Origin of the sequence: Candidatus Pelagibacter sp. (genome assembly GCF_052049575.1) — a bacterium.
Taxonomy (GTDB): domain Bacteria; phylum Pseudomonadota; class Alphaproteobacteria; order Pelagibacterales; family Pelagibacteraceae; genus Pelagibacter.
In genome coordinates this window covers 57,774-82,784 of record NZ_JBNGZQ010000002.1, presented here as the reverse complement: position 1 = coordinate 82,784, position 25,011 = coordinate 57,774, and the positions used below count along the sequence as shown (strand labels likewise).

At 30.1% G+C, this 25,011-nt stretch carries 25 protein-coding genes and 5 tRNA genes; 14 read left to right on the top strand and 16 right to left on the bottom strand.

All coding sequences use genetic code 11. The features are described 5' to 3' along the window. Positions 1–20 precede the first annotated feature (20 nt). The 4 genes from ACTT9C_RS03905 to ACTT9C_RS03890 form a co-directional block, all read right to left on the bottom strand. A tRNA-Trp gene (locus tag ACTT9C_RS03905) sits at positions 21–96 on the bottom strand. Between the two features lie 9 nt (positions 97–105). Beyond that, positions 106–1,296, bottom strand: coding sequence for an elongation factor Tu (tuf, locus tag ACTT9C_RS03900; RefSeq protein ID WP_085148250.1), 1,191 nt, complete (start codon positions 1,294–1,296; stop codon positions 106–108). A 40-nt stretch (positions 1,297–1,336) separates the two neighbouring features. Next, a tRNA-Gly gene (locus tag ACTT9C_RS03895) sits at positions 1,337–1,410 on the bottom strand. A 45-nt stretch (positions 1,411–1,455) separates the two neighbouring features. Further along, positions 1,456–1,541 (bottom strand) — tRNA-Tyr (locus ACTT9C_RS03890). A gap of 130 nt (positions 1,542–1,671) precedes the next feature. Between ACTT9C_RS03890 and rlmB the strand changes: the two genes are divergently transcribed. Together rlmB and ACTT9C_RS03880 are read left to right on the top strand one after the other, a co-directional pair. Beyond that, complete coding sequence (rlmB, locus tag ACTT9C_RS03885) at positions 1,672–2,415, top strand: 23S rRNA (guanosine(2251)-2'-O)-methyltransferase RlmB (protein ID WP_440923199.1); 744 nt, start codon at positions 1,672–1,674, stop codon at positions 2,413–2,415. A 33-nt stretch (positions 2,416–2,448) separates the two neighbouring features. Next, positions 2,449–2,524 (top strand) — tRNA-Thr (locus ACTT9C_RS03880). A gap of 38 nt (positions 2,525–2,562) precedes the next feature. Here the strand turns inward: ACTT9C_RS03880 and ACTT9C_RS03875 are convergent. The 3 genes from ACTT9C_RS03875 to ACTT9C_RS03865 all read right to left on the bottom strand — a co-directional run bounded on the left by ACTT9C_RS03875 (position 2,563) and on the right by ACTT9C_RS03865 (position 5,587). After that, positions 2,563–4,707 (bottom strand): autotransporter domain-containing protein, encoded by a 2,145-nt coding sequence (locus ACTT9C_RS03875; RefSeq protein WP_440923198.1) that lies wholly within the window; start codon positions 4,705–4,707, stop codon positions 2,563–2,565. Positions 4,708–4,725: 18 nt separating this feature from the next. Then, on the bottom strand, positions 4,726–5,496 hold the full coding sequence (locus ACTT9C_RS03870; RefSeq protein ID WP_440923197.1) for an NAD kinase: 771 nt from the start codon (positions 5,494–5,496) through the stop codon (positions 4,726–4,728). A 5-nt stretch (positions 5,497–5,501) separates the two neighbouring features. Beyond that, positions 5,502–5,587: transfer RNA gene (locus tag ACTT9C_RS03865), tRNA-Leu, on the bottom strand. A 99-nt stretch (positions 5,588–5,686) separates the two neighbouring features. Between ACTT9C_RS03865 and ACTT9C_RS03860 the strand changes: the two genes are divergently transcribed. The 3 genes from ACTT9C_RS03860 to ACTT9C_RS03850 are packed head-to-tail and all read left to right on the top strand — an operon-like array spanning position 5,687 to position 9,443. Further along, positions 5,687–6,487 (top strand): HAD-IIB family hydrolase, encoded by an 801-nt coding sequence (locus tag ACTT9C_RS03860; protein ID WP_440923196.1) that lies wholly within the window; start codon positions 5,687–5,689, stop codon positions 6,485–6,487. A gap of 14 nt (positions 6,488–6,501) precedes the next feature. Next, a complete protein-coding gene (locus tag ACTT9C_RS03855) occupies positions 6,502–7,722 on the top strand; it encodes a glycosyl transferase (protein WP_440923195.1) in 1,221 nt (406 codons plus the stop codon). Next, positions 7,722–9,443 (top strand): alpha-amylase family glycosyl hydrolase, encoded by a 1,722-nt coding sequence (locus ACTT9C_RS03850; protein WP_440923194.1) that lies wholly within the window; start codon positions 7,722–7,724, stop codon positions 9,441–9,443. The genes ACTT9C_RS03855 and ACTT9C_RS03850 overlap by 1 nt, the downstream gene beginning before the upstream one ends. A gap of 5 nt (positions 9,444–9,448) precedes the next feature. Here the strand turns inward: ACTT9C_RS03850 and ACTT9C_RS03845 are convergent, their stop codons facing one another. Next, positions 9,449–9,853 (bottom strand): gamma-glutamylcyclotransferase family protein, encoded by a 405-nt coding sequence (locus tag ACTT9C_RS03845; protein ID WP_440923193.1) that lies wholly within the window; start codon positions 9,851–9,853, stop codon positions 9,449–9,451. Continuing rightward, a complete protein-coding gene (locus ACTT9C_RS03840) occupies positions 9,854–10,603 on the bottom strand; it encodes a competence/damage-inducible protein A (RefSeq protein WP_440923192.1) in 750 nt (249 codons plus the stop codon). Positions 10,604–10,623: 20 nt separating this feature from the next. Here ACTT9C_RS03840 and sfsA point away from each other — a divergent pair, with 20 nt between their 5' ends. Genes sfsA through grxD form a run of 9 tightly spaced genes read left to right on the top strand, consistent with a single transcriptional unit; the run spans position 10,624 to position 17,852 of the window. Further along, the gene (sfsA, locus tag ACTT9C_RS03835; RefSeq protein ID WP_440923191.1) at positions 10,624–11,322 is read left to right on the top strand and encodes a DNA/RNA nuclease SfsA; all 699 of its coding nucleotides are present in this window, start codon (positions 10,624–10,626) and stop codon (positions 11,320–11,322) included. Next, on the top strand, positions 11,315–12,088 hold the full coding sequence (gene map / locus ACTT9C_RS03830) for a type I methionyl aminopeptidase (protein WP_440923190.1): 774 nt from the start codon (positions 11,315–11,317) through the stop codon (positions 12,086–12,088). The genes sfsA and map overlap by 8 nt, the downstream gene beginning before the upstream one ends. 3 nt (positions 12,089–12,091) lie before the next feature. Beyond that, positions 12,092–13,384, top strand: a complete 1,293-nt coding sequence (gene purB, locus ACTT9C_RS03825; RefSeq protein ID WP_440923189.1) for an adenylosuccinate lyase — start codon at positions 12,092–12,094, stop codon at positions 13,382–13,384. Then, on the top strand, positions 13,384–14,169 hold the full coding sequence (gene purC, locus ACTT9C_RS03820; RefSeq protein ID WP_085148298.1) for a phosphoribosylaminoimidazolesuccinocarboxamide synthase: 786 nt from the start codon (positions 13,384–13,386) through the stop codon (positions 14,167–14,169). The genes purB and purC overlap by 1 nt, the downstream gene beginning before the upstream one ends. After that, positions 14,166–14,408: a phosphoribosylformylglycinamidine synthase subunit PurS gene (purS, locus tag ACTT9C_RS03815; protein WP_440923188.1), complete on the top strand. Its 243-nt coding sequence runs from the start codon at positions 14,166–14,168 to the stop codon at positions 14,406–14,408. Before purC ends, purS begins: the two co-directional genes overlap by 4 nt. Positions 14,409–14,411: 3 nt before the next feature. Further along, positions 14,412–15,095, top strand: coding sequence for a phosphoribosylformylglycinamidine synthase I (purQ, locus tag ACTT9C_RS03810; protein ID WP_440923187.1), 684 nt, complete (start codon positions 14,412–14,414; stop codon positions 15,093–15,095). After that, positions 15,095–17,284, top strand: a complete 2,190-nt coding sequence (gene purL, locus ACTT9C_RS03805; protein ID WP_440923186.1) for a phosphoribosylformylglycinamidine synthase subunit PurL — start codon at positions 15,095–15,097, stop codon at positions 17,282–17,284. Before purQ ends, purL begins: the two co-directional genes overlap by 1 nt. 2 nt (positions 17,285–17,286) lie before the next feature. Then, positions 17,287–17,517 carry a BolA/IbaG family iron-sulfur metabolism protein gene (locus ACTT9C_RS03800; protein ID WP_440923185.1) on the top strand — a complete coding sequence of 77 codons (231 nt, stop codon included), beginning with the start codon at positions 17,287–17,289 and terminating at the stop codon, positions 17,515–17,517. Further along, entirely contained in the window at positions 17,517–17,852 is a 336-nt protein-coding gene (gene grxD / locus ACTT9C_RS03795) for a Grx4 family monothiol glutaredoxin (protein ID WP_440923184.1), read from the top strand. The genes ACTT9C_RS03800 and grxD overlap by 1 nt, the downstream gene beginning before the upstream one ends. On the opposite strand, the gene ACTT9C_RS03790 is transcribed toward grxD, so the two are convergent. Genes ACTT9C_RS03790 through ACTT9C_RS03760 form a run of 7 tightly spaced genes read right to left on the bottom strand, consistent with a single transcriptional unit; the run spans position 17,849 to position 24,982 of the window. Further along, positions 17,849–18,481, bottom strand: a complete 633-nt coding sequence (locus ACTT9C_RS03790; protein ID WP_440923183.1) for a class I SAM-dependent methyltransferase — start codon at positions 18,479–18,481, stop codon at positions 17,849–17,851. The genes grxD and ACTT9C_RS03790 overlap by 4 nt on opposite strands. Next, the gene (gene rpsD, locus ACTT9C_RS03785; RefSeq protein ID WP_440923182.1) at positions 18,462–19,079 is read right to left on the bottom strand and encodes a 30S ribosomal protein S4; all 618 of its coding nucleotides are present in this window, start codon (positions 19,077–19,079) and stop codon (positions 18,462–18,464) included. Before rpsD ends, ACTT9C_RS03790 begins: the two co-directional genes overlap by 20 nt. Positions 19,080–19,119: 40 nt before the next feature. Further along, positions 19,120–19,833 carry an RNA methyltransferase gene (locus tag ACTT9C_RS03780; protein WP_440923181.1) on the bottom strand — a complete coding sequence of 238 codons (714 nt, stop codon included), beginning with the start codon at positions 19,831–19,833 and terminating at the stop codon, positions 19,120–19,122. Beyond that, on the bottom strand, positions 19,834–21,435 hold the full coding sequence (gene cimA, locus ACTT9C_RS03775) for a citramalate synthase (protein WP_440923180.1): 1,602 nt from the start codon (positions 21,433–21,435) through the stop codon (positions 19,834–19,836). Beyond that, positions 21,432–22,775, bottom strand: coding sequence for a cysteine--tRNA ligase (cysS, locus tag ACTT9C_RS03770; RefSeq protein WP_440923179.1), 1,344 nt, complete (start codon positions 22,773–22,775; stop codon positions 21,432–21,434). Before cysS ends, cimA begins: the two co-directional genes overlap by 4 nt. Positions 22,776–22,826: 51 nt before the next feature. Continuing rightward, complete coding sequence (gene nadE, locus ACTT9C_RS03765) at positions 22,827–23,564, bottom strand: NAD(+) synthase (RefSeq protein WP_440923178.1); 738 nt, start codon at positions 23,562–23,564, stop codon at positions 22,827–22,829. A gap of 38 nt (positions 23,565–23,602) precedes the next feature. Continuing rightward, complete coding sequence (locus ACTT9C_RS03760; protein ID WP_440923177.1) at positions 23,603–24,982, bottom strand: class II 3-deoxy-7-phosphoheptulonate synthase; 1,380 nt, start codon at positions 24,980–24,982, stop codon at positions 23,603–23,605. Positions 24,983–25,011 lie beyond the last annotated feature (29 nt).

Sequence of the window (25,011 nt, the reverse complement as noted above, 5' to 3'; positions counted from 1 at the left end):
TATAATTCAGTTTAATCAATTGGCAGGAGCGGAGGGACTCGAACCCTCAGCCTCCGGTTTTGGAGACCGGCGCTCTACCAATTGAGCTACACTCCTATATAGAGTTTACTCTATAATTTTAGTTACAACTCCAGCACCTACAGTTCTTCCACCCTCTCTAATTGCAAAATTAAGTTTTTCTGACATTGCAATAGGAGTTATTAATTTAACTGTAAATTTAGCGTCATCACCTGGCATAACCATTTCTGTTCCTGCTGGTAATTCAACTTCACCTGTTACATCTGTAGTTCTAAAATAAAATTGTGGTCTGTACTTAGTAAAGAACGGAGTATGTCTGCCGCCCTCTTCTTTTTTTAATACGTAAGCCTGAGCTTCAAACTTTGTGTGTGGCGTAACTGAACCTGGTTTACAAAGAACTTGTCCTCTCTCAATATCAGTTCTTTCTACTCCTCTTAAAAGCACACCAACGTTATCACCTGCTTCACCTGAGTCTAGAAGTTTTCTAAACATTTCTACACCTGTGCAAACTGATTTTTTTGTCTCCCTGATACCAACTATTTCAAGTTCGTCACCAGTCTTTAACACACCAGACTCAACTCTCCCTGTTGCAACTGTACCTCTTCCAGAGATAGAAAATACATCTTCTACCGGCATTAAGAAATCCTTATCTTTTGGTCTGTCTGGTTGAGGAATAAATTCATCAACATTTTTCATTAATTCTAAAATTGATTTTTTACCAATTTCTTCATCTCTTCCTTCAACAGCAGCAAGTGCAGAACCTTTTGCTATAGGAGTTTTATCACCTGGAAACTTATATGAAGTTAATAATTCTCTTATTTCCTCTTCAACAAGATCTATCATTTCTTTATCATCAACTTGATCTACTTTATTTAAGTAAACACAAATCGCGGGAACACCAACTTGTCTTGCTAAAAGAATGTGTTCTCTTGTTTGAGGCATTGGTCCATCTGCAGCATTTACTACTAGGATTGCACCATCCATTTGTGCTGCACCTGTAATCATATTTTTTACATAGTCAGCGTGACCTGGGCAATCTACGTGAGCATAATGTCTTTTTTCAGTTTCATATTCTACGTGAGCAGTAGATATAGTAATACCCCTCTCCTTTTCCTCTGGAGCTTTATCAATTTGATCATATGCAATAGCTTGCGCACCACCAGTTTCAGATAAAACTTTAGTAATAGCTGCGGTTAAAGTTGTTTTTCCATGATCGACATGACCAATTGTACCGATGTTACAATGTGGTTTATTTCTTACAAATTTTTCTTTCGACATTACTTTTTTTCCTCACTTTTCAAATTTAAATTTATTTTCTTGGAGCGGGTAAAGGGAATCGAACCCTTACATCCAGCTTGGAAGGCTAGCGTTCTACCATTGAACTACACCCGCACAACCCCAAGAGTAACACTCCAGTATTGTTCAAAATATATTGAATGGTGGAGGGGGAAAGATTCGAACTTTCGAAGACCGAAGTCAACGGGTTTACAGCCCGCCCCATTTGACCGCTCTGGAACCCCTCCCTTAGGGGAAGTGTCCCCTTGTTCAATAAAGCTTCAAACAACATGCGTTTTATATATTTTATTTACCCAAATGCAACACGTGATTTAATGGGAAAATATTCAAAAAAACGTGTAAAACATAGGATTATTTATGAATAAATCATCATTTTTCATAGTTGGCCAACACGCTGTAATCGAGGCTCTCAAAAATCCAAAAAGAAAGGTGCTGAGAGTTTTTTTAACAGAGGAAAGTAAAAAAATTATACACAGAAAAAGCCCGAATAAAGACCTTTTAAATGAAGTAAAGGTTTATTTTAAAACTAAAAAAGAACTAGACAAATATAGCACCAAAGAGAATTTGTTACATCAAGGATATGTTGCAGAAATAGAACACTTAGAAAAACCAATTCTTAAAGAATTTATAAAAAATAAAAATAATATCACTTTAGTTTGTTTAGACGGGGTAACTGATCCTAGAAATATTGGTGCTTTAATAAGAAGTGCAGCATCATTTAATATTGATGGAATTATTATTAAGAAGAGACACTATCCAAATGAAAGTAAACTTATGTATAAAGCTTCAAGTGGAGCAATTGAGTATGTAAATATTTTTGAGGTATCCAACATTAATTCGACTTTAAAAAACCTCAAAGATGAAAATTTTTGGGTTTATGGTTTTGATGGTAATGGTGATAAAGATTTCACAAAAATAGAATGGAAAGGAAACAATATTCTATTATTTGGTTCTGAGGGATCTGGTATGCACCAACACACATCAAAATATGCTGATTTTTTAGTAAAGATAGACATTGATATTAAAGTTGAAAGCTTGAATATCTCAAATAGCGCTGCCATTGTGTTTCATCACTTAAGTTATTTAAAAAAAAAGAGTTGATTAATTTATAAATAGTTAATAATTATTGCGCATGCCCTTGTAGCTCAGCTGGTAGAGCAATTGATTTGTAATCAATAGGTCCGCGGTTCGAATCCGTGCGGGGGCACCATCACTCTACAATACTCACATTAAAATATTAATTAATAACTAAAAGTTATTACTTACTAATATCTTGGTATGATGATTTTTTTCATCACTTAAAAGATCAAAATTCGAATTGATTTCAAAATTATATTTATTTATTTTGTTAGCAAATCCTAGGCTTGTTGCATTTAAATTGTCAATCTCAAATGTTAATTTCATATCATCAATTGGAACATATCCTATCATTAGATAAAGCTCATTATAAAAGCCTTTTCCTCTTGCTCCAAATCTCTCAAAACTAGTTACAACTGACCATCCTGTTATTGATGTTATATCAATACCATAACCCACTCTGTAATTATGCTTAGATTTTTTATTTGCTTTATGATTATAGACCGTGCTTTGATTATTCAAATAATAAAATTCTGCATCTGAGGATGGACTAAAATCTCCAACATATTCAAGTCTTCCATGATGATTGGTTGTTTTTTCATCTTGTTGATTTTCTGTATCAAAAAGTAAACCAATTGTAGCTAAAGCTGTTTTGATATTTTGATCTTTGTAAATTAATGCGTCAGCCAAACTATTACCCAGTGTGGTTTTTTCTCTAAATTCTCTTAATTTTGTGTAACCTAAATCTAATTTAATACCTGGGCTGATATTCAGTTTTTCATTATGTAATCTTTTACCAAAGTTAATTGAGCCAAATATTTGTTGTCCTTCCCTGTCTCCCTCAAGAATATTTCCATGAGTAATTCTTGTATGGGCAGTATCTAACAAACTTAAACCTATAATCGCATCTGTAAAAAAATCATCTTCTCCAATTTTTGTTCCATAAAGAGCTAAACTGTAAGAGTCAGTATCTAATTTTGTGCCTTGCCCACCAATATCAATATTATCATTCCCGTATTGGAAAACATAACCATACATTGTATCTCTATCTTTATTCTTAATTCTATCAGCACCAATTGAAATACCATAAGTATGAATATCTCTTGATGAGGAGTCTATCGCGTTTCTCTCACCTATGCTCACTCTGCCTTCACTCCATTGAAACCAATCATCACTACTATAAGTTCTATCTTTTTCTTTTTTAAACGTTTTTAAAGCACTAACTAATCTTGCAATTTTTTCATTTGTAAAATTTATCTCTGTATTAAAGTTTGAGAGATTATCTTTATTTTTATGTCTTCTAAGCCATTCAGTTCTGTGAAATATTGGAAGTGTATTGTTTCTAATTATACGTTTAGCAGACTCTACATTAGCTTCAATGATAGCCTTTACATCAGTATTTGTTGATGCATCAAGACAAGCTATAGTTCCAACACAATTAATATCATATTCATAAATTACATTATCACCAGAACTGCTTCCGTCATCTCCTGTAACATATAGTTTCGTAAAATTTGATGAAAAAATAAATCCTCTCATTTCTCCTGTTTGAGCAGATATTGAATAAGATGTTTCTAGACTTATGGAGGTGATATTATAAGGTGTTGTTAAAGAATACTTATTTATATCATCTCCCGTATTACCACCCACATATAAAAAATTTCCATCTGAACTAAGTTGTATATTTCTCATTTTAGTCTCATCACCTGATATACTGGGTGAACAAAATTGATTGGTCATACTTGTTACATCCCATGGTGTAGTTAAATCGTATTGAGCAATTATGTCGTTACCTTCATTTCCAATAAATACTCTGGTACCATCAGGTTTAAAGTCTAAACCTCTTGCTTGAATACTTGTAGTACATCCAGTCTGCAAGTCAGTTCTACCACTCCATGTTATAGTAGTAGAATCCCAAGGCGTACTTAAATTAAATTGTTCTATGGCAACTGTATTATCTTCTGTGCCATCACTTCGAATAACAAACATTTTAGTTCCATCAGGCTTAAATTCAATAGCATGAGGATTGTCCATAATCTCTGAACTACCACCTTCTTGAATTGTAAGCTGCGTTTCAATAGGACCTACTGCAGTGCTAATATCAAAAGGTGTTGTTAAAGAATATTCAAAAACTGATTGATCACTAGCTGTGTCAGAAGTTACATATAATTTTGTACCATCTGGTTTTATAAAAATTCCTCTTAAATGATCAGTATCATCAGAAATATCTAGTGATTGTTTAAATTGTAAATCAGGAAATGATTTTGAGGTAAATAAGATTAAGAAAAATAAAATAAATAAAAAAGTCTTTTTCATTTTGAAATTTACTATAAATCAAGACGTCTCTCGTCTTATTTGTTCTATTTTTATTTTCTTTTGTAAACTTCTATTTTTATCATACAAAAGATTGAATTTAATATTCTTATTTGTTCTAATAATTATTTTTTTAGCATTTCTTACTTCAATATTATCAGCTACTGCACTAACAGGTCTTTTTTTAGGATTAAAATTTTTAATCGTAATTTTTAACCTATCACTCACTATTTTGCCTTTCCATCTTCTTGGCCTAAAAGCACTTATAGGTGAGATCGACAACTTTTTTGAATTTAGACCCAAAATAGGTCCGTGAACAGATAAATTATAAGCTGTGCTTCCAGCAGGCGTGGAAACTAAAACACCATCTGAAACTAAATTTTTAATTAGTTTTTTAGATCCATAATTTATTGATAATGATGCTGCTTGACGGCTTTGTCGTAAAATTGATACCTCATTAATTGCTATGTGTTTTTTAATTTGATTATTTCTATTGCTAACTGTCATTTCTAATGGTGAAATTGAAATCATTTTAGCTTTTGACAAATTTTTGATTAAATTTTTTGATGAATATTTATTCATTAAAAAACCGTAATTTCCAGAATTTATTCCATAAAAAAATTTTTTTGAATTTCTATTCTTTTTTAAAGTTTGAAGCATAAAACCATCGCCACCAATAACAATTATAAGATTTGGTTTTTTTAATTTACTTTTTTTTAACGTTTTAATAAATGATTTCTTGATATTTAATGATTTACTATTCTTATCTGAGATAATTTGTATCTTACTCATTTTAGTGGTGCCCTCGGCCAGACTCGAACTGGCACTCCGCAAGCGGCAAGGATTTTAAGTCCTTTGTGTCTACCAATTTCACCACGAGGGCATTAATGAATTTCATGAGTGTTTATGCTAATATTTATAATTGAACAAGTCTAATAAGTAAATTTTTAAATTTTCTACTATATATATAGTAATAGAATAAATGAAAAAAAAATTTACAGTTGTAATTTTTACTGATTTAGATGGATCTCTTTTGCATAGAGATACTTTCCAATTCGACAGCATTAAAGATTATATAAAAAGTCTTGTAAATAAAGGTGTGATTATTATTCCAAATTCTAGCAAAACAGAAAAAGAAATTGAAAAATTCAATGAAGAGCTTGGAGTAAATCTTCCTTTTATATCAGAAAATGGATCATCTATTCATGGATTAAATTTAATTACCTCTAATTTTCCAGATAAACTTGTTCTTAGCAGAGAGAAAGAAGAACTAATTAAGATTTTTGAAAATAAAGTTCCTGAAAAATTAAAAGAAAAATGTTTTCAAATTTCAAAAATGAGTAAAAAAGAACAAGAAAATATATTAGGGCAAAAAGATGTAAAACTCAAAGATGCTTTAAATAGAAAATATACTTTACCCTTTTTATTTAAAGGAGACAAAAATGAAAAAAATGAATTATTAAAAGTTTTAAATTCTAATTCATTAACTCTTCAAGAAGGTGGGCGAGTTTTAAACCTTTGTGATAATATTAATAAGGTTAAATCTATGAATAGAGTTATAAAAATTTTAAAAAAAACTGAGGATAAAATTAAGACAATTGCAGTTGGCGACAATTATAATGATCTAGATATGTTAAAAAGTTGTGACATCCCTTGTTTAGTATTCAATGATCAATTTATTCAAGATCAAATAAACATTGATAATCTTATATTTTCAAACAAGCCATCACCTGAAGGCTGGGCTGATGTGATCAAAACGGCACTACTTAAATTGAACTATTAGGATAAAAAACCGCCATGGGTGACTTTTCGCAAAATGGAATAATTTCAACTTTACATGACTTTGGGACTAAGTCTACATCAGTCATAGAAAGTGAATTATCAAAATTTTCTGAACAAAGAAAAATGGAATTAATTTTACCATGTCTTTATTCTGAATTGGAGGGAGAAGCTTTACCAAAAATTATTGATGAAATAAGTAAAACTAAATATTTAGATCACATAATTATTGGATTAGATAAAGCAAGTGAAGCTCAAGCAAAAAAAGCTTGGAAATTTTTTAAAAAATTAAAAACCCCCTTTTCTATCCTTTGGAATGATGGTCCAGGATTAAAAAAACTTGATCAAGAATTAAAGAAAAATAATCTTGCTCCTAGTGAGCTAGGAAAAGGACGGAATGTTTGGTATTGCATTGGTATGTGTATTGCAAGGGATAGTGCTCGTTCGGTTGCGTTGCATGATTGTGATATCAAGACTTATGATAGGAGAATGCTTGCAAAACTTTTTTACCCAGTTGTAAATCCTCTTTTTAACTTTGAGTTTTGTAAGGGGTACTACCCAAGGGTGGCCAATAACAAAATGAATGGTAGAGTTGCAAGATTACTTGTTTTTCCGTTATTAACAGCTTTAGAGAAAACGATTGGTAAAAGTGATTACTTAAACTTTATGAAATCATTTAAATACCCTTTGGCTGGAGAGTTTTCATTTAGAAGAAATGTTTTACCAGAATTAAGAATTTCATCAGATTGGGGAATTGAAGTAGGAATTTTATCGGAAATGCAAAGAAGTTTCTCGCCACAAAATATTTGCCAGGTTGATTTAGCTGATACCTACGATCATAAACATCAAGTTTTATCTTTAGATGACGAAACTAAAGGACTATCCAGAATGTCTATAGATATAATTAAAACATTCATTAAGAAATTAGCTACTCAAGGTAATACCTTTAGTAGAGAAAAATTTAGATCATTGAAAGCAACATATTATAGATCTGCTTTAGATCTGATTGATATTTATAGAAGTGATGCAGCAATGAATGGTCTAGAGTTAGACTCGCATACAGAAGAAAAAGCTGTTGAGTTATTTGCAATAAACATAATGAAAGCTGGAGAAGCATTTATCCAAAATCCAATGGATACTCCTTTTATACCTACATGGAGCAGAGTAAAAAGTGCTATACCAGATTTTCTTGGAAGGCTTGAAAAAGTAGTTAATGATGATAATAAAAAACATTCTTAATGCTATTTCAAAAAAACCAAAAAAAAATTAGTTCTATACTAAGTACTATTTACAAACCCTCTTTGAATGAAAGAGATATTGATTATTTAAAAAATCAAATATTACAAATAATCAAAAAATTTAATCAAAATAATTTAAAAAAAAAACTTACTATTTCAGAAAAAACTTCACTAGTAATATGTTATGGAGATAACATTAATTCAAATCAAAAAAGTTCTATTCAAGTTTTTCAAAATTTTTTTAAGAAAAATTTAAATAAATACTTTAATGCTATTCATTTTTTACCTTTCTATCCTTCCAGCAGTGATAGTGGTTTTGCTGTAAAAGATCATTACAAAATTGAAAAAAAAATAGGTAATTGGTCTGATATAAAAAAGATTTCAAAATCTAGTCATGTGATGGCCGATATTGTAATTAATCACTCATCAGCTAGAGGTTTGTGGTTTAAAAATTTTCTAAAAAAAAAAAGACCTGGTAAGGATTATTTTTTAACTGTTAATTCTAAATTTAATACATCTAAAGTGGTAAGACCAAGAGATCATAAACTACTAAAAAAAATAGATATCTTCAATAAATCTGATTATTTATGGCGAACTTTTAGTGCTGATCAAATAGACTTAGATTTTAAAAACCCATCAGTACTTCTTAGATTTATTAAAATCATGGTTCACCTCATGAGCAAAGGAGTCACAATTTTTAGATTAGATGCGATTGCTTATCTTTGGAAAAAAAATGGCACCAACTGTATAAATTTAAAACAAACTCATGAAATAGTAAAACTATTGAGACTTATCAGTAATCTCTTAAATGTAGAAACTATAATCATTACAGAAACAAATTTGCCAGAAAAAGAAAATTTAAGTTATTTTGGTAAAAATGATGAAGCTAACTGGATTTATAATTTTTCTCTTCCACCCTTATTAATCCATGCTTTTTTATTTGAAAATAGTTCTTATCTCAATAAATGGAGTAAAAAACTTCCTAATGCTAAATTCCAGAATAGTTATTTAAATTTCATTGCATCACATGATGGTATTGGCATGAGGCCTACTGAAGGAATATTAAATAAAGAATCATTAAATGATTTTCTTAAAAGACTAAAAAAAAATGGATCAAAATTTTCTTATAGAAAAGTTCAAAATAAATCTAAAAAAGTTTATGAAGCAAATATCACAGTTTATGATGCATTAAAAAAATCAGATACTGACCCTAATGGGAAATTTTTTTTAGAACGATATATTGCAGCTCATGCAATAATGATTTCTTTTGAGGGTATTCCAGCTGTTTATTTCAATTCTTTATTTGGAAAGGCTAACGATGAAGCCAAGTATGTGATAACTGGTAATAATAGAGATGTTAATAGATATAAATGGAGTCACAAAAATATTACAAAAAAATTAAGTGATAAAACGTCTAAACAAAGTATTTTTTATCAAAATCTTGGTAAATTGTTAGAAATTAAGAGAAAACAAAAAGCATTTCACCCAAATGCTAAAAGATTAAACATAAATCTAGGATCAAAATTATTTTGTTTTAAAAGGATCAGTCTAGATAAAAAACAAACAATTATATCAATTACAAATTGTTCATCAGTAGATCAATATCCAAAATTAAATAAAAAGTATAGTAAATGGAAAAATATAATTAATCCTAAAATAAACTCTTTAAATGAGTCTCTTAAACTTAAACCTTTTGAGACCATGTGGTTATCAAATATGTAAAAAATTTATTTATTTGATAATGCTTGTTCCAAATATTTTTGATCAAGTTTGCAATCTTTGTAACCACGTTTTACAATGTTTAAATATCTTTCAGTTGGAAATCTAAAACTGGTTTTTTGAAGCATAGTATAAGTCATAACTCTCTTTCCGTAATATGAGAAATAATACTTTTTATATAAAATTGGATAATCTTCATAAACATCAAGTTTTTTTTCATCACTCTTAGAAATTTTAAATAAGCCACCCGGTACTATGGAATTTTTTTTTGGTTCAATATCAGCAGCTCTATACTTGCTTCTAAAAGTTAATCTAAAATCCTTAAGATTAATCTTTTTAATAAAAGTACTATCTTTACATCTTCTCTTCATTTGAAAATGATGAAGATTACTTCCGTAAGCAAAATAAAGCATTTATCGTTCTACGATTTCAATTTTTTTTTCTTTTACAAAATCAAGAATTTGTGAATTACATAGATCTATTTTTGACTGATCTTCACATCGCATAACTATTGAGACACCAAGTTTACCAGCATGAAAAAAAGGATAACTACCAATTTCAACATCTTTATTTTGATCTTGAACTTTTGTTAATGAGTTTGCAATTTCACTTTCTACTGTTTTTAAACTTATAGTGTGACTTAAAATAGGGTCACCCCCAACAATCTTGTTTTTTAATCCACCCAACATTGATTTCATAATTGATGGTACCCCTGGTAAACAAAAAACATTTTCCACACTAAAACCAGGAGCTCCGCTTGTTGGATTAAGAATTAAATTTGCATTTTCTGGCATCCAAATCATTTTTTGTCTTCCTTCATTAAACTCACCTGGCTGGTAATAAGCTTCTAATATCTTATATCCTTCTTTATGAAGCTCATATTTAAGACCAAAAGCTTTTGCTACTGATTGAGCAGTTATGTCGTCGTGAGTTGGGCCAATACCACCAGTTGTAAAAACATAATTATTAGATTTTCTTAAAACATTTAGTGTCTCTACGATTATATCTTCTTGATCTGGAATTATTCTTACCTCATTTACTTTTACACCAATAGAGTTTAACCAAGTTGCTAACGTACTTGTATTAGTGTCCTGAGTTCTTCCAGAAAGAATTTCGTTACCGATAATTAATATTGCAGCATTTACTTTTATGTTTTTGCTCATTTTATATGTATAATTTGAATATGGAATTTACCAAGTCTTTATTAAAAGGCAAATTAATCAAAAGATATAAGCGTTTTTTTGTTGATGTAAATCTAAATAAAGAAATTGTAACTGCACATTGTCCAAATACTGGATCTATGAAAGGTTTGCTAGACGAGGGAAATGAAGTGCATTTATTCAAACATGATGATCCTAAAAGAAAATTAAAATATGGTCTAGAAATTATCAAGGTAAAAAAAAATTTAGTTGGGGTAAATACTCATAGAGCAAATAAAATTGTTTACCACGGATTAAATAATAATCTCATTAAAGAGCTAAAAAATAATGACAAAATAAATTCAGAGGTCTTTTTTGACAAAGAAACTAGATTTGACTTTTTAATTGAAAAAAAAGGTCAAAAAAGTTTCCTAGAAGTAAAAAATGTAACTCTATTTAGGGACAAAAAAATTGCTGAGTTTCCTGATGCGATTACTACTAGGGGATCAAAACATTTACTTACCCTTATTGATGCCATAAAGAAAGGCTATAAATCTTACTTAATATTTTTAGTACAAATACAAAATATGGAGTACTTTAAAATAGCAAAAGATATTGATAGTAAGTACTATGAAAATTATTTAATAGCTAAAAAAGCAGGAGTAAACTTTTTGGCTTATAGATGTAAAATTAGTTCAAAAAAAATTTATATCGAAAAAAAAATAAAAATTATTGATGATTAATTACACTGAAAAATTTGAAAAAATGAGGATTGCAGGAAAATTAGCTGCACAAACTTTAGATATGCTGACTGAAAATATTAAAGAAGGTGTTTCAACAGCTTATATTGATAAGCTTGGCTATGAGTTTATAAAAGATAATGGTGGTCATTCTGCTCCATTATATTATCGGGGTTTCACAAAGTCTTTATGTACATCTTTAAATCATGTTGTGTGTCATGGTGTTCCATCAGAAGATAGAATTTTAGTTGAAGGTGATGCGCTCAATGTTGACGTAACCGCAATTGTAGATAATCATCATGGAGATACTAGTCGTATGTTTTGTATAGGAAAAACACCAGTCAAACTTAATAATTTAATTGATGCAACATATGAATCTATGATGAAAGCAATTAAGATTTTAAAACCAGGCATAAAACTAGGAGATATAGGGTATGAAATTCAATCATATATTGAGAGCAAAGGTTTTTCAGTTGTAAAAGATTTTTGTGGCCATGGCGTTGGTACATTATTTCACGAACCACCAAACATTTTACATTACGGTGAAAAAAACACTGGCAGCGTAATAAAACCAGGGATGACATTCACAATTGAGCCCATGATAAATGCAGGAAAATTTAATGTAAAAATGCTTAATGATGGATGGACTGCAGTTACAAAAGACAAATCTTTATCTGCACAATTTGAGCATACTGTTGGAATTACTGAAAATGGTTATGAAATATTTACAGAATCTGCTAAAGGTTATTCAAAGCCCCCATACTTATAATTAATGATTAAAAGATACTCTCGAAAAGAATTAACAGATATTTGGTCTGAGGAAAATAAATACAAAATATGGTTGGATGTTGAAATTGCTGCAGCTCAAGCAATGGAAAAACTTGGTCAAATTCCAAAAGGTGTCTCGTCAATAGTTAGGAAAAAAGCTAGAATAAACGTAAAAAGAATTCATCAAATTGAAAGTAAAGTTAAACATGATGTAATTGCTTTTTTAACCTCCGTAACTGAAAAGGCAGGAATTAAAGCTAGATACCTCCATCTTGGCATGACTTCATCTGATGTAGTAGATACAAGTTTTAATATCCAATTAGTTCAGTCAGGTAAAATTATCTTAAAAGACATAGATCAAATTTTAAAAGTATTAAAAAAACAAGCTAGAAAATATAAATTTACTCCTTGTATAGGTCGAAGTCATGGAATTCATGCTGAGCCAATTACATTTGGATTAAAATTAGCTTCTTTTTATGAGGAGTTTAAAAGAAATAGAGAAAGATTAGTTTATGCTATAGATCAAATATCAACTTGTGCAATTTCTGGAGCAGTTGGAACATTTGCAAATGTCAACCCTAATGTTGAAAAACATGTTGCAAAAAAACTTGGATTAAAAGTTGAACCAATCTCTACTCAAATAATCCCAAGAGATCGACATGCATTTTATTTTTCAGTTCTAGGCATCATTGCAGGAAGTATAGAGAGAGTTGCTATAGAAATAAGACATTTACAAAAATCAGAAGTTTATGAATTGCAAGAATACTTTTCTAAAAGTCAAAAGGGTTCATCTGCAATGCCCCATAAAAAAAATCCAATTTTGAGTGAAAATTTAACAGGACTAGCAAGAATGATAAGAAGTTCTGTTGTACCTGCGCTTGAAAATATTGCACTTTGGCATGAGAGAGATATTTCACATTCGAGTGTAGAGAGAAATATTGGTCCTGATGCAAATATCACTTTAGATTTTGCGCTTGCAAGATTAGCGGGTGTTTTAGATAATATGATTGTTTATCCAAAAAAAATGTTAGAAAATCTAAATCTTACTAAAGGGCTAATTTTTTCACAAGAAGTGATGCTAGAACTAACAAAAACTGGTATCTCAAGAGAAAAATCCTATAAGTTAGTTCAAGGATATGCAAAAAAATGTTTTGCTGAAAATTTAGATTTGTTTAATGTTATTCAGTCTGACAGGTTAATAATGAGTAAAATTTCAATCAAAAAATTAAAGTCTATCTTTAGTTATTCAAAACACTTTAAAAATGTAAACTTAATTTTTAGGCGAGTTTTCAAATAATGAAAAAAGGTAAAAAACTTTACGAGGGAAAAGCCAAGATAATTTATTCAACCTCAGATAAAAATTTAGTAATCCAATACTTTAAAGATGACGCTACAGCATTTAATAATGAAAAAAGAACTACTATTGAGGGTAAAGGAGTTTTAAATAATAGAATTTCTGAACATATACTTACAAATTTATCTCAAATTGGTATTGAAAATCATTTAGTCAAACGACTAAATATGAGAGAACAATTAATTAAATTTGTAGAAATAATTCCAATTGAATTTGTTATTCGTAATGTGGCAACAGGATCTTTAACTAAAAGACTTGGAATAGAAGATGGAACTGTACTGAAAGAACCTTTAATTGAATACTGTTTAAAAGATGACAAACTTGGTGATCCTTTAATTTCAGAGGATCATATTTACGCATTTGATTGGGCAAATAAAAAAGAAATTGAAAAGATAAAAAAAACAATTTTTAGAATAAATGATTTTATGATTGGAATGTTTAGAGGTGTAGGAATAAAATTAATTGATTTTAAATTAGAATTTGGAAGAACTAAAATTGATGGAAGAAAAGAAATAATTTTAGCTGATGAAATAAGCCCTGATACTTGTAGATTGTGGGACTCTGCAACTGACAAAAAACTTGATAAAGATAGATTTAGAAAAGATTTAGGAGATTTATTACCTGCGTATACCGAAGTTGCCAAAAGACTTGGAATTCTACATGAGCAATCGAATGTTTCTGCAGTGAATGTAACTAAACTATCCTCAATTAAAAAGAAGCGAAAATGAAAGTTTCTGCAGTAATAACTTTAAAAAAGGATGTTTTAGATCCACAAGGAAAAGTAATCCATGAAACATTAGATGGTATGGGTTTTAATTCTGTCAATGAAGTTAGACAAGGAAAATATTTTGAAATTGATGTTAAAGAAAATGATCCCAAAAAAGCTAAAGACCTTGTGGAAGATATGTGTAAAAAACTTTTAGCTAATCTTGTTATTGAAAACTACAAAATTATTGAGACACAATAATTAATGAAATCATCGGTTATAACCTTCCCTGGTTCAAATTGTGATCGAGACATGGATGTGGCTCTTACAAAATTTGGATTTAAAAACAAAATGGTTTGGCATAATGATCAAGAATTGCCCAAAAGTGATTTAATTGTTTTGCCTGGTGGTTTCTCTTATGGTGACTATTTACGTTGTGGCAGCATGGCCTCAAAGTCAAAAATAATGAATTCAGTAATTAATTTTGCAAAATCTGGTGGACTGGTAATGGGAATTTGTAATGGTTTTCAAATTTTGGTTGAGGCTGGATTGGTGCCAGGAGTTTTATTGAGAAATAAGTACCTTCAGTTTATTTGTAAAAATGTTCACGTAAAAGTAGATAATAAAGAAAACACCTTTTTCAAAAATCTTGATAAAAAGGTTTTGGAGTTTCACATAGCCCATAATGAGGGAAATTATTTTTGTACCAACGATCAACTAAAAGAGATTGAAGATAACAATCAAGTAGCCATTTATTATTGTGATCAAAATGGCAATACAAATGATCAAATAAATCCTAATGGTTCAATAAAAAATATTGCAGGTATTTTTAATAAAGAAAAAAACGTTTTAGGTATGATGCCTCATCCTGAGAGAATGATAGATGAAAGTTTATCTGGGGAAGATGGATCAATCTTTTTTAAAAATCTTTTAAATAATATTAAATAATGCTTGTTAACGAGAAAATTGCAATTGAACATGGTTTAAAATCAGATGAATATAAAAAGATTTGTAAATTATTAAAAAGAACACCTAATATTACTGAGTTAGGTATATTTTCTGCAATGTGGAATGAACATTGCTCCTATAAATCTTCGCGAATTCATTTAAAAAAATTACATACTAAAGGAAAAAAAGTAATTCAAGGACCAGGGGAAAATGCTGGAGTTATTGATATTGAAGATGGAGATGCAATAGTTTTTAAAATTGAAAGTCACAATCATCCATCATTTATTGAGCCTTATCAGGGAGCCGCTACAGGAGTTGGTGGAATTATGCGAGATGTTTTTACAATGGGTGCAAGACCCATTGCTAACTTAAATTCAATACATTTTGGTTCAACTCAACACAAAAAAACAAAAAATTTATTAAGAGGAGTTGTTCATGGAATTGGTGGTTATGGAAACTGCATGGGAGTACCTACAATAGCAGGACAAACATCATTTGATAGATCATACAATGGAAATATTTTAGTAAACGCGATGACTTTAGGATTAGTTAAAAAAGATAAGATATTTTACTCAAAGGCAGCTGGTTTGAATAAACCAGTTATATATGTTGGATCAAAAACCGGTAGAGATGGAATTCACGGTGCAAGTATGGCCTCTGCAAGTTTTGATGAAAAAATCGAAGAAAAAAAACCAACTGTACAAGTTGGAGATCCTTTTACTGAAAAACTTTTATTAGAGGCATGTTTAGAATTAATGTCAGGAGACTCAATTATTGCGATTCAAGATATGGGAGCTGCAGGACTAACCTCTTCAAGTATTGAAATGGCATCAAAGGGAAATTTAGGTATTGAAATTAACTTAAACAAAGTTCCATGTAGAGAAACCAAAATGACCCCTTACGAAATTATGTTATCAGAAAGCCAAGAACGAATGCTTATAGTTCTTGAAAGTGGTAAAGAGGAAATAGCAAAAAAAATATTTGATAAATGGAATTTAGATTTCGCGGTAATTGGAAAAACAACCAACACAAAGAATATCGAATTATTTTTTGATAACAAACAAGTAGCTAATATTCCAATAAATACATTGGTTGAAAACTCACCGATGTATGATCGAAAATGGAAAAAATCAAAATTACCAAAAAAAAATAAAATAAATAAAACAATATTTAAAAATCTAAAAATCAAAGATACGTTAAAAAAAATCTTATCCAGCCCAAATGTTTGTAGCAAAGAATGGATTTGGCAACAATATGATCACACCGTAATGGGTGATACTATACAAAAACCTGGTGGAGACTCTGGTGTAGTAAGAGTTCATAAATCAGATAAAGCTATAGCTGCTACAGTTGACTCATCTGCAACTTATTGTTGGGCACATCCACTCACAGGGGGGAAGCAAGTCGTTTGTGAAACTTGGAGAAATTTAATCTCAGTAGGTGCTAAACCTATAGCAGTTACGAATTGTTTAAATTTTGGAAGCCCAGAAAAAGAAGAAAATATGGGTGAGTTTGTCGAATGTGTTCAAGGTATCAGTGAATCATGTAAGTATTTAGATTATCCCGTTGTCTCAGGAAATGTATCTTTTTACAACGAAACTAAAGACATCGGAATTAAACCAACTCCTACGATAGGAGGCGTGGGTTTAATTAAAGATTACAAAAAAATGATCACAATGGATTTTAAGGAAATCGACAATATCGTATTAGTGATTGGTAAAACAGAGGGTCATATAGATCAAAGTTTATTATCAAGAATAATTTTAAATGAAAATAATGGACCCCCACCAGAAGTAAATTTATTTAATGAAAAAAATAATGGTCTGACTTTACTAAATTTAATTGAGAAAAATTTCATTAAAAGTGCCCATGATGTGTCTCTTGGTGGAATAATCACAGCGATAAGCAAAATGTGTTTAAAAGGTAAAAAAGGTATACAAATCAAAAAACCAAAATTTTTGATTAATGAAATTGAATACTTTTTTGCTGAAGATCAAGGAAGATATTTAATTGAAATTAATCCAAAAGATTTCAACGAAGTTTCCAAAATTTTAGACAAAAATTCTGTGCATTATGATGAAATAGGTAAAATCATTGACAAAGATATGATAATTGATCAAAAGACGAAACTAACAATTGACGAATTAAAATCATATAATACTAATTGGCTTGAGAGTTATATGGAATAATTATGGCAATGGATTTAAAAGAGATTGAAAAGTTTATTAAAGAAGCGATGCCAGATGCTTCAATTGAAATACAGGATTTAGCTGGTGATGGTAATCATTATTCTGCTACTGTTACATCATCTCAATTTGTTGGAAAAAGTAAAATTGAACAACACAAAATGGTCTATAATTCATTAAAAGGCAGAATGGGTAATGAGTTACATGCCCTAGCTATTAAAACGAAGGAACAATAATGGAAGAAAAAATAAAAAATGTAATTGAAAAACATATTGAAAATAATGATGTTTGTTTGTTTATGAAAGGAACTCCAGATGCCCCTCAGTGTGGATTTTCAATGGCAGTATCTAATATCCTAAAAATTTTAGAGGTAAACTATAAAGGTGTGAATGTTCTTGAAGATCAATCAATTAGGGAAGGAATAAAAGTTTTTAGTGATTGGCCAACAATACCTCAGCTTTACATAAAAAAAGAATTTGTTGGAGGCTGTGATATTGTTAAAGAAATGTACGAAAATGGAGAATTAAAAAAGATACTCCAGGATAAAGGTATTAGCTCAAAAAAAGATTAACTAAAAATAGATCTTATTTTTTTTGAGAAAAATTTTCTTAATAAAGTTAATAAGCTAAATTTTTCGTAACTTTCTTCATCATTTTTATAGTCATAATCAATCTTATTTTCCCAATAAAGTTCTATGATGAAGCTACTTTTAAAATTTTTTCTAAATTTATGAGCTGCAGATACAGTTAATATAGGCTCTACGAACTGTAATTTATCAGAAATAATCAATTTAGAATCAACATCATTAAAATCCATGTGCCATAAATGGTCTTTTTTGTTTTCAAATACTAAATTATCTTCTAACTTAGTAGGTAATTCTATGTAACCTTTATTAGAAACTCTTTCTAATTCTTTTATGAAAAATTTAAAATCTTCTACATGTTCTAATACATGACTTGCAATTACAAAATCAAATTCGTTATCTTGAAATGGTAAACTTTTATTCTCAAGTTTTATAAAATTTTTTTCTTTATAGAATTCTGATAAATCTTGAACATCACAAATTGTTGTAGCAAACTGATTAGCAGAATATCCACAACCAATATCTAAAATCTTCCAATTTGTTTTTTCTGAAAGAATTGATTGGATATGACTTTTGGATGTTCTTTTAATCAATTTGTTATCTAGAGTAATATTCAATTACTAAATTGGGTTCCATTACTATTGGATATGGAACTTCCTCAAATTTTGGAACTCTAATAAACTTAAATTTTTTATTTTTTTGATCTAATTGAATATATTCTGGCGTTTCTCTTTCTTTACTAGCTAAAGCGATATCAATGATTGCAAGTTGTTTAGACTTATCTCTTATTTCTATAGTATCTTCTTCTCTAACTAAATAGCTAGAAATATTCACTTTTTTACCATTTACTTTAACGTGTCCATGATTAATAAGTTGTCTTGCAGAAAATATAGTTGTTGCAAACTTTGCTCTATAAATTACCGCATCTAGTCTTCTTTCTAAAAGACCTATCAAATTTTCACTAGTATCTCCTTTAAGCATAGAGGCCTTTTTATAAATATTTCTAAACTGTCTTTCATTAATGTTTCCATAATAAGCTTTAAGTTTTTGTTTTGCTTGTAATTGAATACCATAGTCTGAAGGTTTACCTTGTTTAGTTTGACCATGCTGACCTGGTCCGTACGCTCTTTTGTTGAATGGGCTTTTAGGTCTACCCCACAGGTTAACCTTTAGTCTTCTATCAACTTTATGTTTAGAGTTAATTCTTTTTGTCATTTGGTATTGGGTCTTATAAACTTACTCTATTTTTTGTCAATCAACGTTTTTTACCTAAACTAGCAAATACACCTGATAATATACGTGTTTCTTTATCTGATAAATCCATTTTATAAAAAATATTTCTGAGGTTCTCAAGCATTTTGGGTCTCTTTTCCTTGGGTCTAAAAAAATTTATTTCATCTAAATTTTTGATGCAAAGACTTAACATTGATTGAATTTCTTTTTTATCAGCTGATTTGATTTTTTTTGATCTTTTAAATGGAGTATTTTTTAGTTTGATTAGGCTAGATACGTATTGAGCAATAATAATCAGACTATGAGATAAATTCAAAGATTTAAAATCAGGGTTAGTAGGTATTTGTAAAGTATAATTAGCATAACTGATTTCATCATTTGATAAACCTGACGCCTCCGAACCAAACAAAAAACCAATTTTCTTTTTAAAATTTATCTTTTTTAAATCATCTAAGTTTATATGTTTGACATTTTTATTTCTAAATCTCGCAGAAGTGGCAATAACAACATCAATTTTGCTTATTGCATCTTCTAAATTATCATAATTTTTACTTTGTTTGACAATATCTTTAGCTCCAACCGATGTAGCAAGAACTTTATCATTTGGAAAAGTAGGTTTTGGGTTTACCAAAATCAATTTATTAAAATCAAAGTTTTTTATTGCTCTGGCGCAAGCACCAATATTTTCTGATAATTGAGGTTTATGAAGAATAAATGAGATGTTATTTTTAATCATTTATTTACTTGCAGGCGCATTATCTTTAAATAATTTATAATCCAAACTATCAATTAATGCTTTGAACGAAGCTTCGATAATGTTTGTTGAGACACCAATAGTAAACCAATTTTTTCCTTGGGAGTCTGTGCTTTCAATTGAAACTCTTGTAACAGCTTCAGTTCCTGTATTTAAAATTCTTACTTTATAGTCTACTAATTTTAAATCTTTTAAATATTTTGAGTATTTTGATAGTTTATCAACGTTTTGTCTGATGGCATTATCTAAAGCATTTACTGGACCATTCCCTTCTCCTTCACACATAATCTTTTCTCCATCAACTTCTAATTGAGCTTTTGCAGAAGAAACTATTTCGCCAGAATTATTTTTTTTCACTGAAACGTCATATTCATTAATAGAAATATATCTTGGTATTTCTCCAATTATTCTTCTAGCTAATAATTCAAATGATGCATCGGCACCATCATAACTATAACCAATGAATTCTCTGTCTTTTACTTCATCTAATAATTTTTTAATTTTTGGATCATTTTCTTGAATATCAATTTTGATACTCTTTAATCTAGAGATAATATTTGATTTTCCTGATTGATCAGAGACAACAATATTTCTAGTGTTACCAACTTCTTCAGGATTGATATGTTCATAAGTTTTTGGATCTTTTTGTACAGCAGATACATGCAATCCTCCTTTATGTGAAAAAGCTGCTGCGCCCACATATGGTAAATGTTGGTTAGGTTTTCTATTTAAAATTTCATCTAAAAGTCTTGAACAATCGGTTAGATTTTTAATATTTTTTGATTTGATTCCAATTTCAAATTGAGATGAAAAATCTTTCTTTAAAAAAAATGTTGGTATTAATGACATTAAATTTGCATTTCCACATCTTTCACCTAATCCATTTATTGTACCTTGAATTTGTCGAACACCAGACAATACTGCTGCTAATGAATTAGCAACCGCATTACCGGTATCATTATGTGCGTGAATTCCCAAGTTTTTTCCTGGTACCACTTTTGTAACCTCACGAACTATCTGTGTAACTTCATGTGGAAGTGTACCTCCATTCGTATCACATAATATCACCCACCTTGCACCTTGGTCATAAGCGGCTTTAATACATGAGAGTGCATATTTTGGATTTGCTTTATAACCATCAAAAAAATGTTCTGCATCGAACATGAATTCTTTTTTTGCTTTAACAAAATGTTTTGCGCTCTCAGAAATATTATCTAAATTTTCTTCATTTGTTATTCCTAAGGCAACATCGACATGAAAATCCCAAGACTTACCAACTAAACATACTGCAGAGGTATTAGAGTTCATAAGTGCAGATAAACCAGTGTCATTTTCTGCGCTTCGTCCAGACCTTTTTGTCATTCCAAATGATGTTAGTTTTGAATTTTTAAAATCGTGTTTCTTTTGAAAAAATTCTGTATCGGTTGGGTTAGCTCCAGGCCAACCTGCTTCAATGTAATCCACACCCAAATTGTCCAAAGCTAAAGCAATTTTTTCTTTGTCTTCCAAAGAAAAATCGACTCCTTGCGTTTGAGCTCCATCTCTTAAAGTTGTATCAAATATGAATAATCTTTCTTTGCTCATTTAAATTTCCAGAGTGTTTTACCATCTTTATCTTCTATTAAAACACCTTTGTCCAAGAGCTCATCTCTAATTCTATCAGCTTCTTTATAGTTTTTATTTTCTCTAGCTTTGTCTCTTAAACTAAGCATATTTTCAATTTCAGACTCGGTTATAGATACTCTTTTCTTTTTAAATTCATTCCATTGCTCGCCAGTTTCATTCATCAAACCAATAAATTTGCATGCCGAAACAAATAAATCTGTATTTTCACCTTTGCTAGCTTTTTCGAATAACTTGTGAAGGTTGGCTATGTATCCAGGTGTGTTCAAATCGTCATAAAGTGGTTTTAGAATTTCATCTGAAACTTTGACAGATTTAAGATCGGATGAATATACTTTATACCACTTATCTAAAGTACTTTCACAATTACTTAATAATTTGTCGTTCCAATCTAATGGTTGCTTATAGTGTGCACTCATTAAAGCCAATCTGATTACTTGGCCACTAATCTTATTTCTAAAATCTTTTATTTTTAGAATGTTGCCTTGTGACTTAGCCATTTTTTCATTAGACATAGTGATAAAAGCATTATGCACCCAGTAATTTGCAAAAACTTTTGTATCATTAGCACATCTGGATTGGGCTATTTCATTTTCATGATGAGGAAAAATAAGATCTATACCTCCACCATGAATATCAAATTCATTACCTAAGAATTTTTTTGACATAGCTGAACACTCTAAATGCCATCCTGGTCTACCTTTGCCCCAGGGTGAATCCCAAGCAGGTTCATCATTATTTGATGGTTTCCACAGAACAAAATCTTCAGAATTTTTTTTATTTTCACTGATTTCTACTCTAGATCCAGCAATTAAATCCTCTAAATTTTTATTTGATAATTTTCCGTAATCAGGAAATTTTTTGACCTCAAAATAAACATGCTTTTTATTTTCATACGCAAATCCTTTTTTGATTAAATCATTTATCATTTCAATCATTAGCTCAATATGTTCTGTCGCTTTTGGCTGATGAGTAGGATTTTCACAATTTAAAAACTCACAATCTTTAAAAAAACTTGAAGTTACTTTTTCTGTGAGTTCTTTAGTAGAAATTTTTTGCTCTTGTGAGGATTTAATTATTTTATCATCAATGTCAGTTATATTTCTCACATATGTTACTGAGGGAAATTCGTTTTTTAATAATTTAAATAAAATATCAAAAATTACTAAGGGTCTTGCATTTCCTATATGAGGATCATCATAAACTGTAGGTCCGCAAACGTACATTCCAACATTTTTTTTTTCTTTTGGAACAAAGTATTCTTTTTTATTACTCAAATTATTTGTTAAAAAAATATCCATATTAGCTGATTAAGAAATATACCTTATTTAATGATTTGTTAATCTAATTGATTAACTAGGAATCTTGCAAACTGGAATTGGCTCCATTTTATGCAAGTTTTGATTTCGAATTTTTTCGTATTGTTCTCTGTGAGGCGAATTTGGGTTGCCCATTGCGTCTTCAAGTTCTGAATAATTAAATCCTAACTGACCTTCATCTGTTCTTCCATCATCCCATAATCCGTCAGTTGGTTGAGCGTCAATAATTTCTTTTAATATACCTAATTCTTTACCAAGTTCCCATACTTCGGTTTTATTACAATCTGCTATAGGAGATATATCAACACCACCATCTCCATATTTTGTATAAAAACCTACTCCAAAATCCTCTACTTTATTTCCTGTTCCAACTACAATACCTTTATTTGCTGCTGCAACTTGGTAAAGAGTAGTCATTCTTAGTCTAGCTCTAGAGTTAGCAAAACCATGCTCATTATCAAATTTATTTAGAGTTGTTGAAAACGTTTCAAAAAGTTTATCTAAACTTAAAGTATGCGCTTCAACATTTTTAAAATTTTTTACCAGCCATTGTTGGTGCTTCAAACTAAGATCATGTTGATTTTCTTTTTGTTTAATCGGCATTGTTAAAACAATAGTTTTAATCCCTGTCATCGCACTCAGAGTGCTTGAAACAGATGAGTCTATACCACCAGATATTCCAATAACTAATGATTGTGCCTTGTTTGGCATTAGATCAACGTATGTTTTGATCCAATTCGAGATAAATTTTACTTTTTCTGATGGTGACATAACGAATTTCTAACTATCTTAAAATTTTATGCAATAGCTTAAGATGCCGCTTGAATAGCATTTTTAGAATAGCTGCTATTCTTTTTAATCTCATCAGAAATTAAAAAGGCTAATTCTAAAGCCTGATCTGAATTCAATCTTGGGTCACAATGAGTGTGATATCTACTCGATAAATCAGCATCAGATATTTTTCTAGCTCCACCTGTACACTCTGTCACATCTTGGCCAGTCATTTCAACATGTAAACCACCTGCGTATGATCCCTCAGACTGATGGACACCAAAAACATTTTTGACCTCATTAACTACATTGTTAAATGGTCTAGTTTTAAAACCAGTAGTTGATACAATTGTATTCCCATGCATTGGATCACATGACCAAATAACATTTAGACCTTCTTTTTTAATTCGTCTTATTAACTTTGGTAAAAACTTTTCTACATTTTGATGACCAAATCTTGAGATTAAAGTTATTTTACCTTTTTCATTTTTTGGATTTAATACTTCACAAATTTTTGCAATCTCCTCAGGTTTAGATGTAGGACCACACTTTATTCCAATAGGATTTTCTATTCCTCTACAAAATTCAACATGTCCACCATCTAACTGTCTTGTTCTATCACCAATCCAGACAAAATGAGCAGATGTATCATGATACTCACCGGTAGTAGAGTCTACTCTAGTCATACTTTCCTCAAAGGGTAAGTGCAACGCTTCATGTGATGTCCAGAAATTTACAGTGTATAATCTATTATTAAAGTCTGAAGTTATTCCACATGCTTCCATAAAAGCCAGTGCATCAGCAATTTTGTCCTCTAGGTCTTTAAATTTTTTCGCTTGAGGACTTTTTTTAATGTAATCTAAATTCCATAAATGAACTTTGTTCAAATCTGCAAAACCACCTTTTGAAAATGCTCTAAGTAAATTAAGCGTTGAAGCTGATTGAGAATACGCTTTGTACATTCTTTTCGGATCAGGTCTTCTAGCCTTTTCGTTAAAGTCAATTGCATTAATATTATCACCTAAATAACTTGGTAATTCTACATCACCTTGTTTTTCTGTTGGAGCACTTCTTGGTTTAGAAAACTGTCCAGCAATCCTTCCAAGTTTTACAATAGGTAATGACGCAGAGTATGTCATCACCAAAGCCATTTGAAGAATTACTTTAAAAGTATCTCTTATATTGTCAGGATGAAATTCTGCAAAACTTTCGGCACAGTCACCGCCTTGCAATAAAAAAGCTTTACCATCAACTACTTTAGATAATTGATCTTTTAAATGTCTTGTCTCACCTGCAAATACAAGTGGCGGAAATGTTTTTAATTTGTTTAAAACATTATTAAGCTCCTTCTCATCACCATACGTTGGTATGTGTTTGACAGGATACTTTCTCCAGCTATTTACTTTCCAATTTTTCATATTCAACTCAAGATTGTTGTATCAGAGTT

Excerpts from the sequence above, each read along its gene's own strand:
- purL (WP_440923186.1), top strand. The coding sequence starts at position 15,095 with ATGCTTGTTAACGAGAAAATTGCAATTGAACATGGTTTAAAATCAGAT.
- ACTT9C_RS03845 (WP_440923193.1), bottom strand. The coding sequence starts at position 9,853 with ATGCTTTATTTTGCTTACGGAAGTAATCTTCATCATTTTCAAATGAAG.
- ACTT9C_RS03840 (WP_440923192.1), bottom strand. The coding sequence starts at position 10,603 with ATGAGCAAAAACATAAAAGTAAATGCTGCAATATTAATTATCGGTAAC.
- ACTT9C_RS03800 (WP_440923185.1), top strand. The coding sequence starts at position 17,287 with ATGGCAATGGATTTAAAAGAGATTGAAAAGTTTATTAAAGAAGCGATG.
- purS (WP_440923188.1), top strand. The coding sequence starts at position 14,166 with ATGAAAGTTTCTGCAGTAATAACTTTAAAAAAGGATGTTTTAGATCCA.
- purB (WP_440923189.1), top strand. The coding sequence starts at position 12,092 with ATGATTAAAAGATACTCTCGAAAAGAATTAACAGATATTTGGTCTGAG.
- ACTT9C_RS03780 (WP_440923181.1), bottom strand. The coding sequence starts at position 19,833 with ATGATTAAAAATAACATCTCATTTATTCTTCATAAACCTCAATTATCA.
- ACTT9C_RS03855 (WP_440923195.1), top strand. The coding sequence starts at position 6,502 with ATGGGTGACTTTTCGCAAAATGGAATAATTTCAACTTTACATGACTTT.
- cysS (WP_440923179.1), bottom strand. The coding sequence starts at position 22,775 with ATGGATATTTTTTTAACAAATAATTTGAGTAATAAAAAAGAATACTTT.
- nadE (WP_440923178.1), bottom strand. The coding sequence starts at position 23,564 with ATGTCACCATCAGAAAAAGTAAAATTTATCTCGAATTGGATCAAAACA.
- purC (WP_085148298.1), top strand. The coding sequence starts at position 13,384 with ATGAAAAAAGGTAAAAAACTTTACGAGGGAAAAGCCAAGATAATTTAT.
- ACTT9C_RS03870 (WP_440923197.1), bottom strand. The coding sequence starts at position 5,496 with ATGAGTAAGATACAAATTATCTCAGATAAGAATAGTAAATCATTAAAT.
- cimA (WP_440923180.1), bottom strand. The coding sequence starts at position 21,435 with ATGAGCAAAGAAAGATTATTCATATTTGATACAACTTTAAGAGATGGA.
- tuf (WP_085148250.1), bottom strand. The coding sequence starts at position 1,296 with ATGTCGAAAGAAAAATTTGTAAGAAATAAACCACATTGTAACATCGGT.
- ACTT9C_RS03850 (WP_440923194.1), top strand. The coding sequence starts at position 7,722 with ATGCTATTTCAAAAAAACCAAAAAAAAATTAGTTCTATACTAAGTACT.
- rlmB (WP_440923199.1), top strand. The coding sequence starts at position 1,672 with ATGAATAAATCATCATTTTTCATAGTTGGCCAACACGCTGTAATCGAG.
- purQ (WP_440923187.1), top strand. The coding sequence starts at position 14,412 with ATGAAATCATCGGTTATAACCTTCCCTGGTTCAAATTGTGATCGAGAC.
- rpsD (WP_440923182.1), bottom strand. The coding sequence starts at position 19,079 with ATGACAAAAAGAATTAACTCTAAACATAAAGTTGATAGAAGACTAAAG.
- ACTT9C_RS03760 (WP_440923177.1), bottom strand. The coding sequence starts at position 24,982 with ATGAAAAATTGGAAAGTAAATAGCTGGAGAAAGTATCCTGTCAAACAC.
- map (WP_440923190.1), top strand. The coding sequence starts at position 11,315 with ATGATTAATTACACTGAAAAATTTGAAAAAATGAGGATTGCAGGAAAA.
- grxD (WP_440923184.1), top strand. The coding sequence starts at position 17,517 with ATGGAAGAAAAAATAAAAAATGTAATTGAAAAACATATTGAAAATAAT.
- ACTT9C_RS03860 (WP_440923196.1), top strand. The coding sequence starts at position 5,687 with ATGAAAAAAAAATTTACAGTTGTAATTTTTACTGATTTAGATGGATCT.
- ACTT9C_RS03875 (WP_440923198.1), bottom strand. The coding sequence starts at position 4,707 with ATGAAAAAGACTTTTTTATTTATTTTATTTTTCTTAATCTTATTTACC.
- sfsA (WP_440923191.1), top strand. The coding sequence starts at position 10,624 with ATGGAATTTACCAAGTCTTTATTAAAAGGCAAATTAATCAAAAGATAT.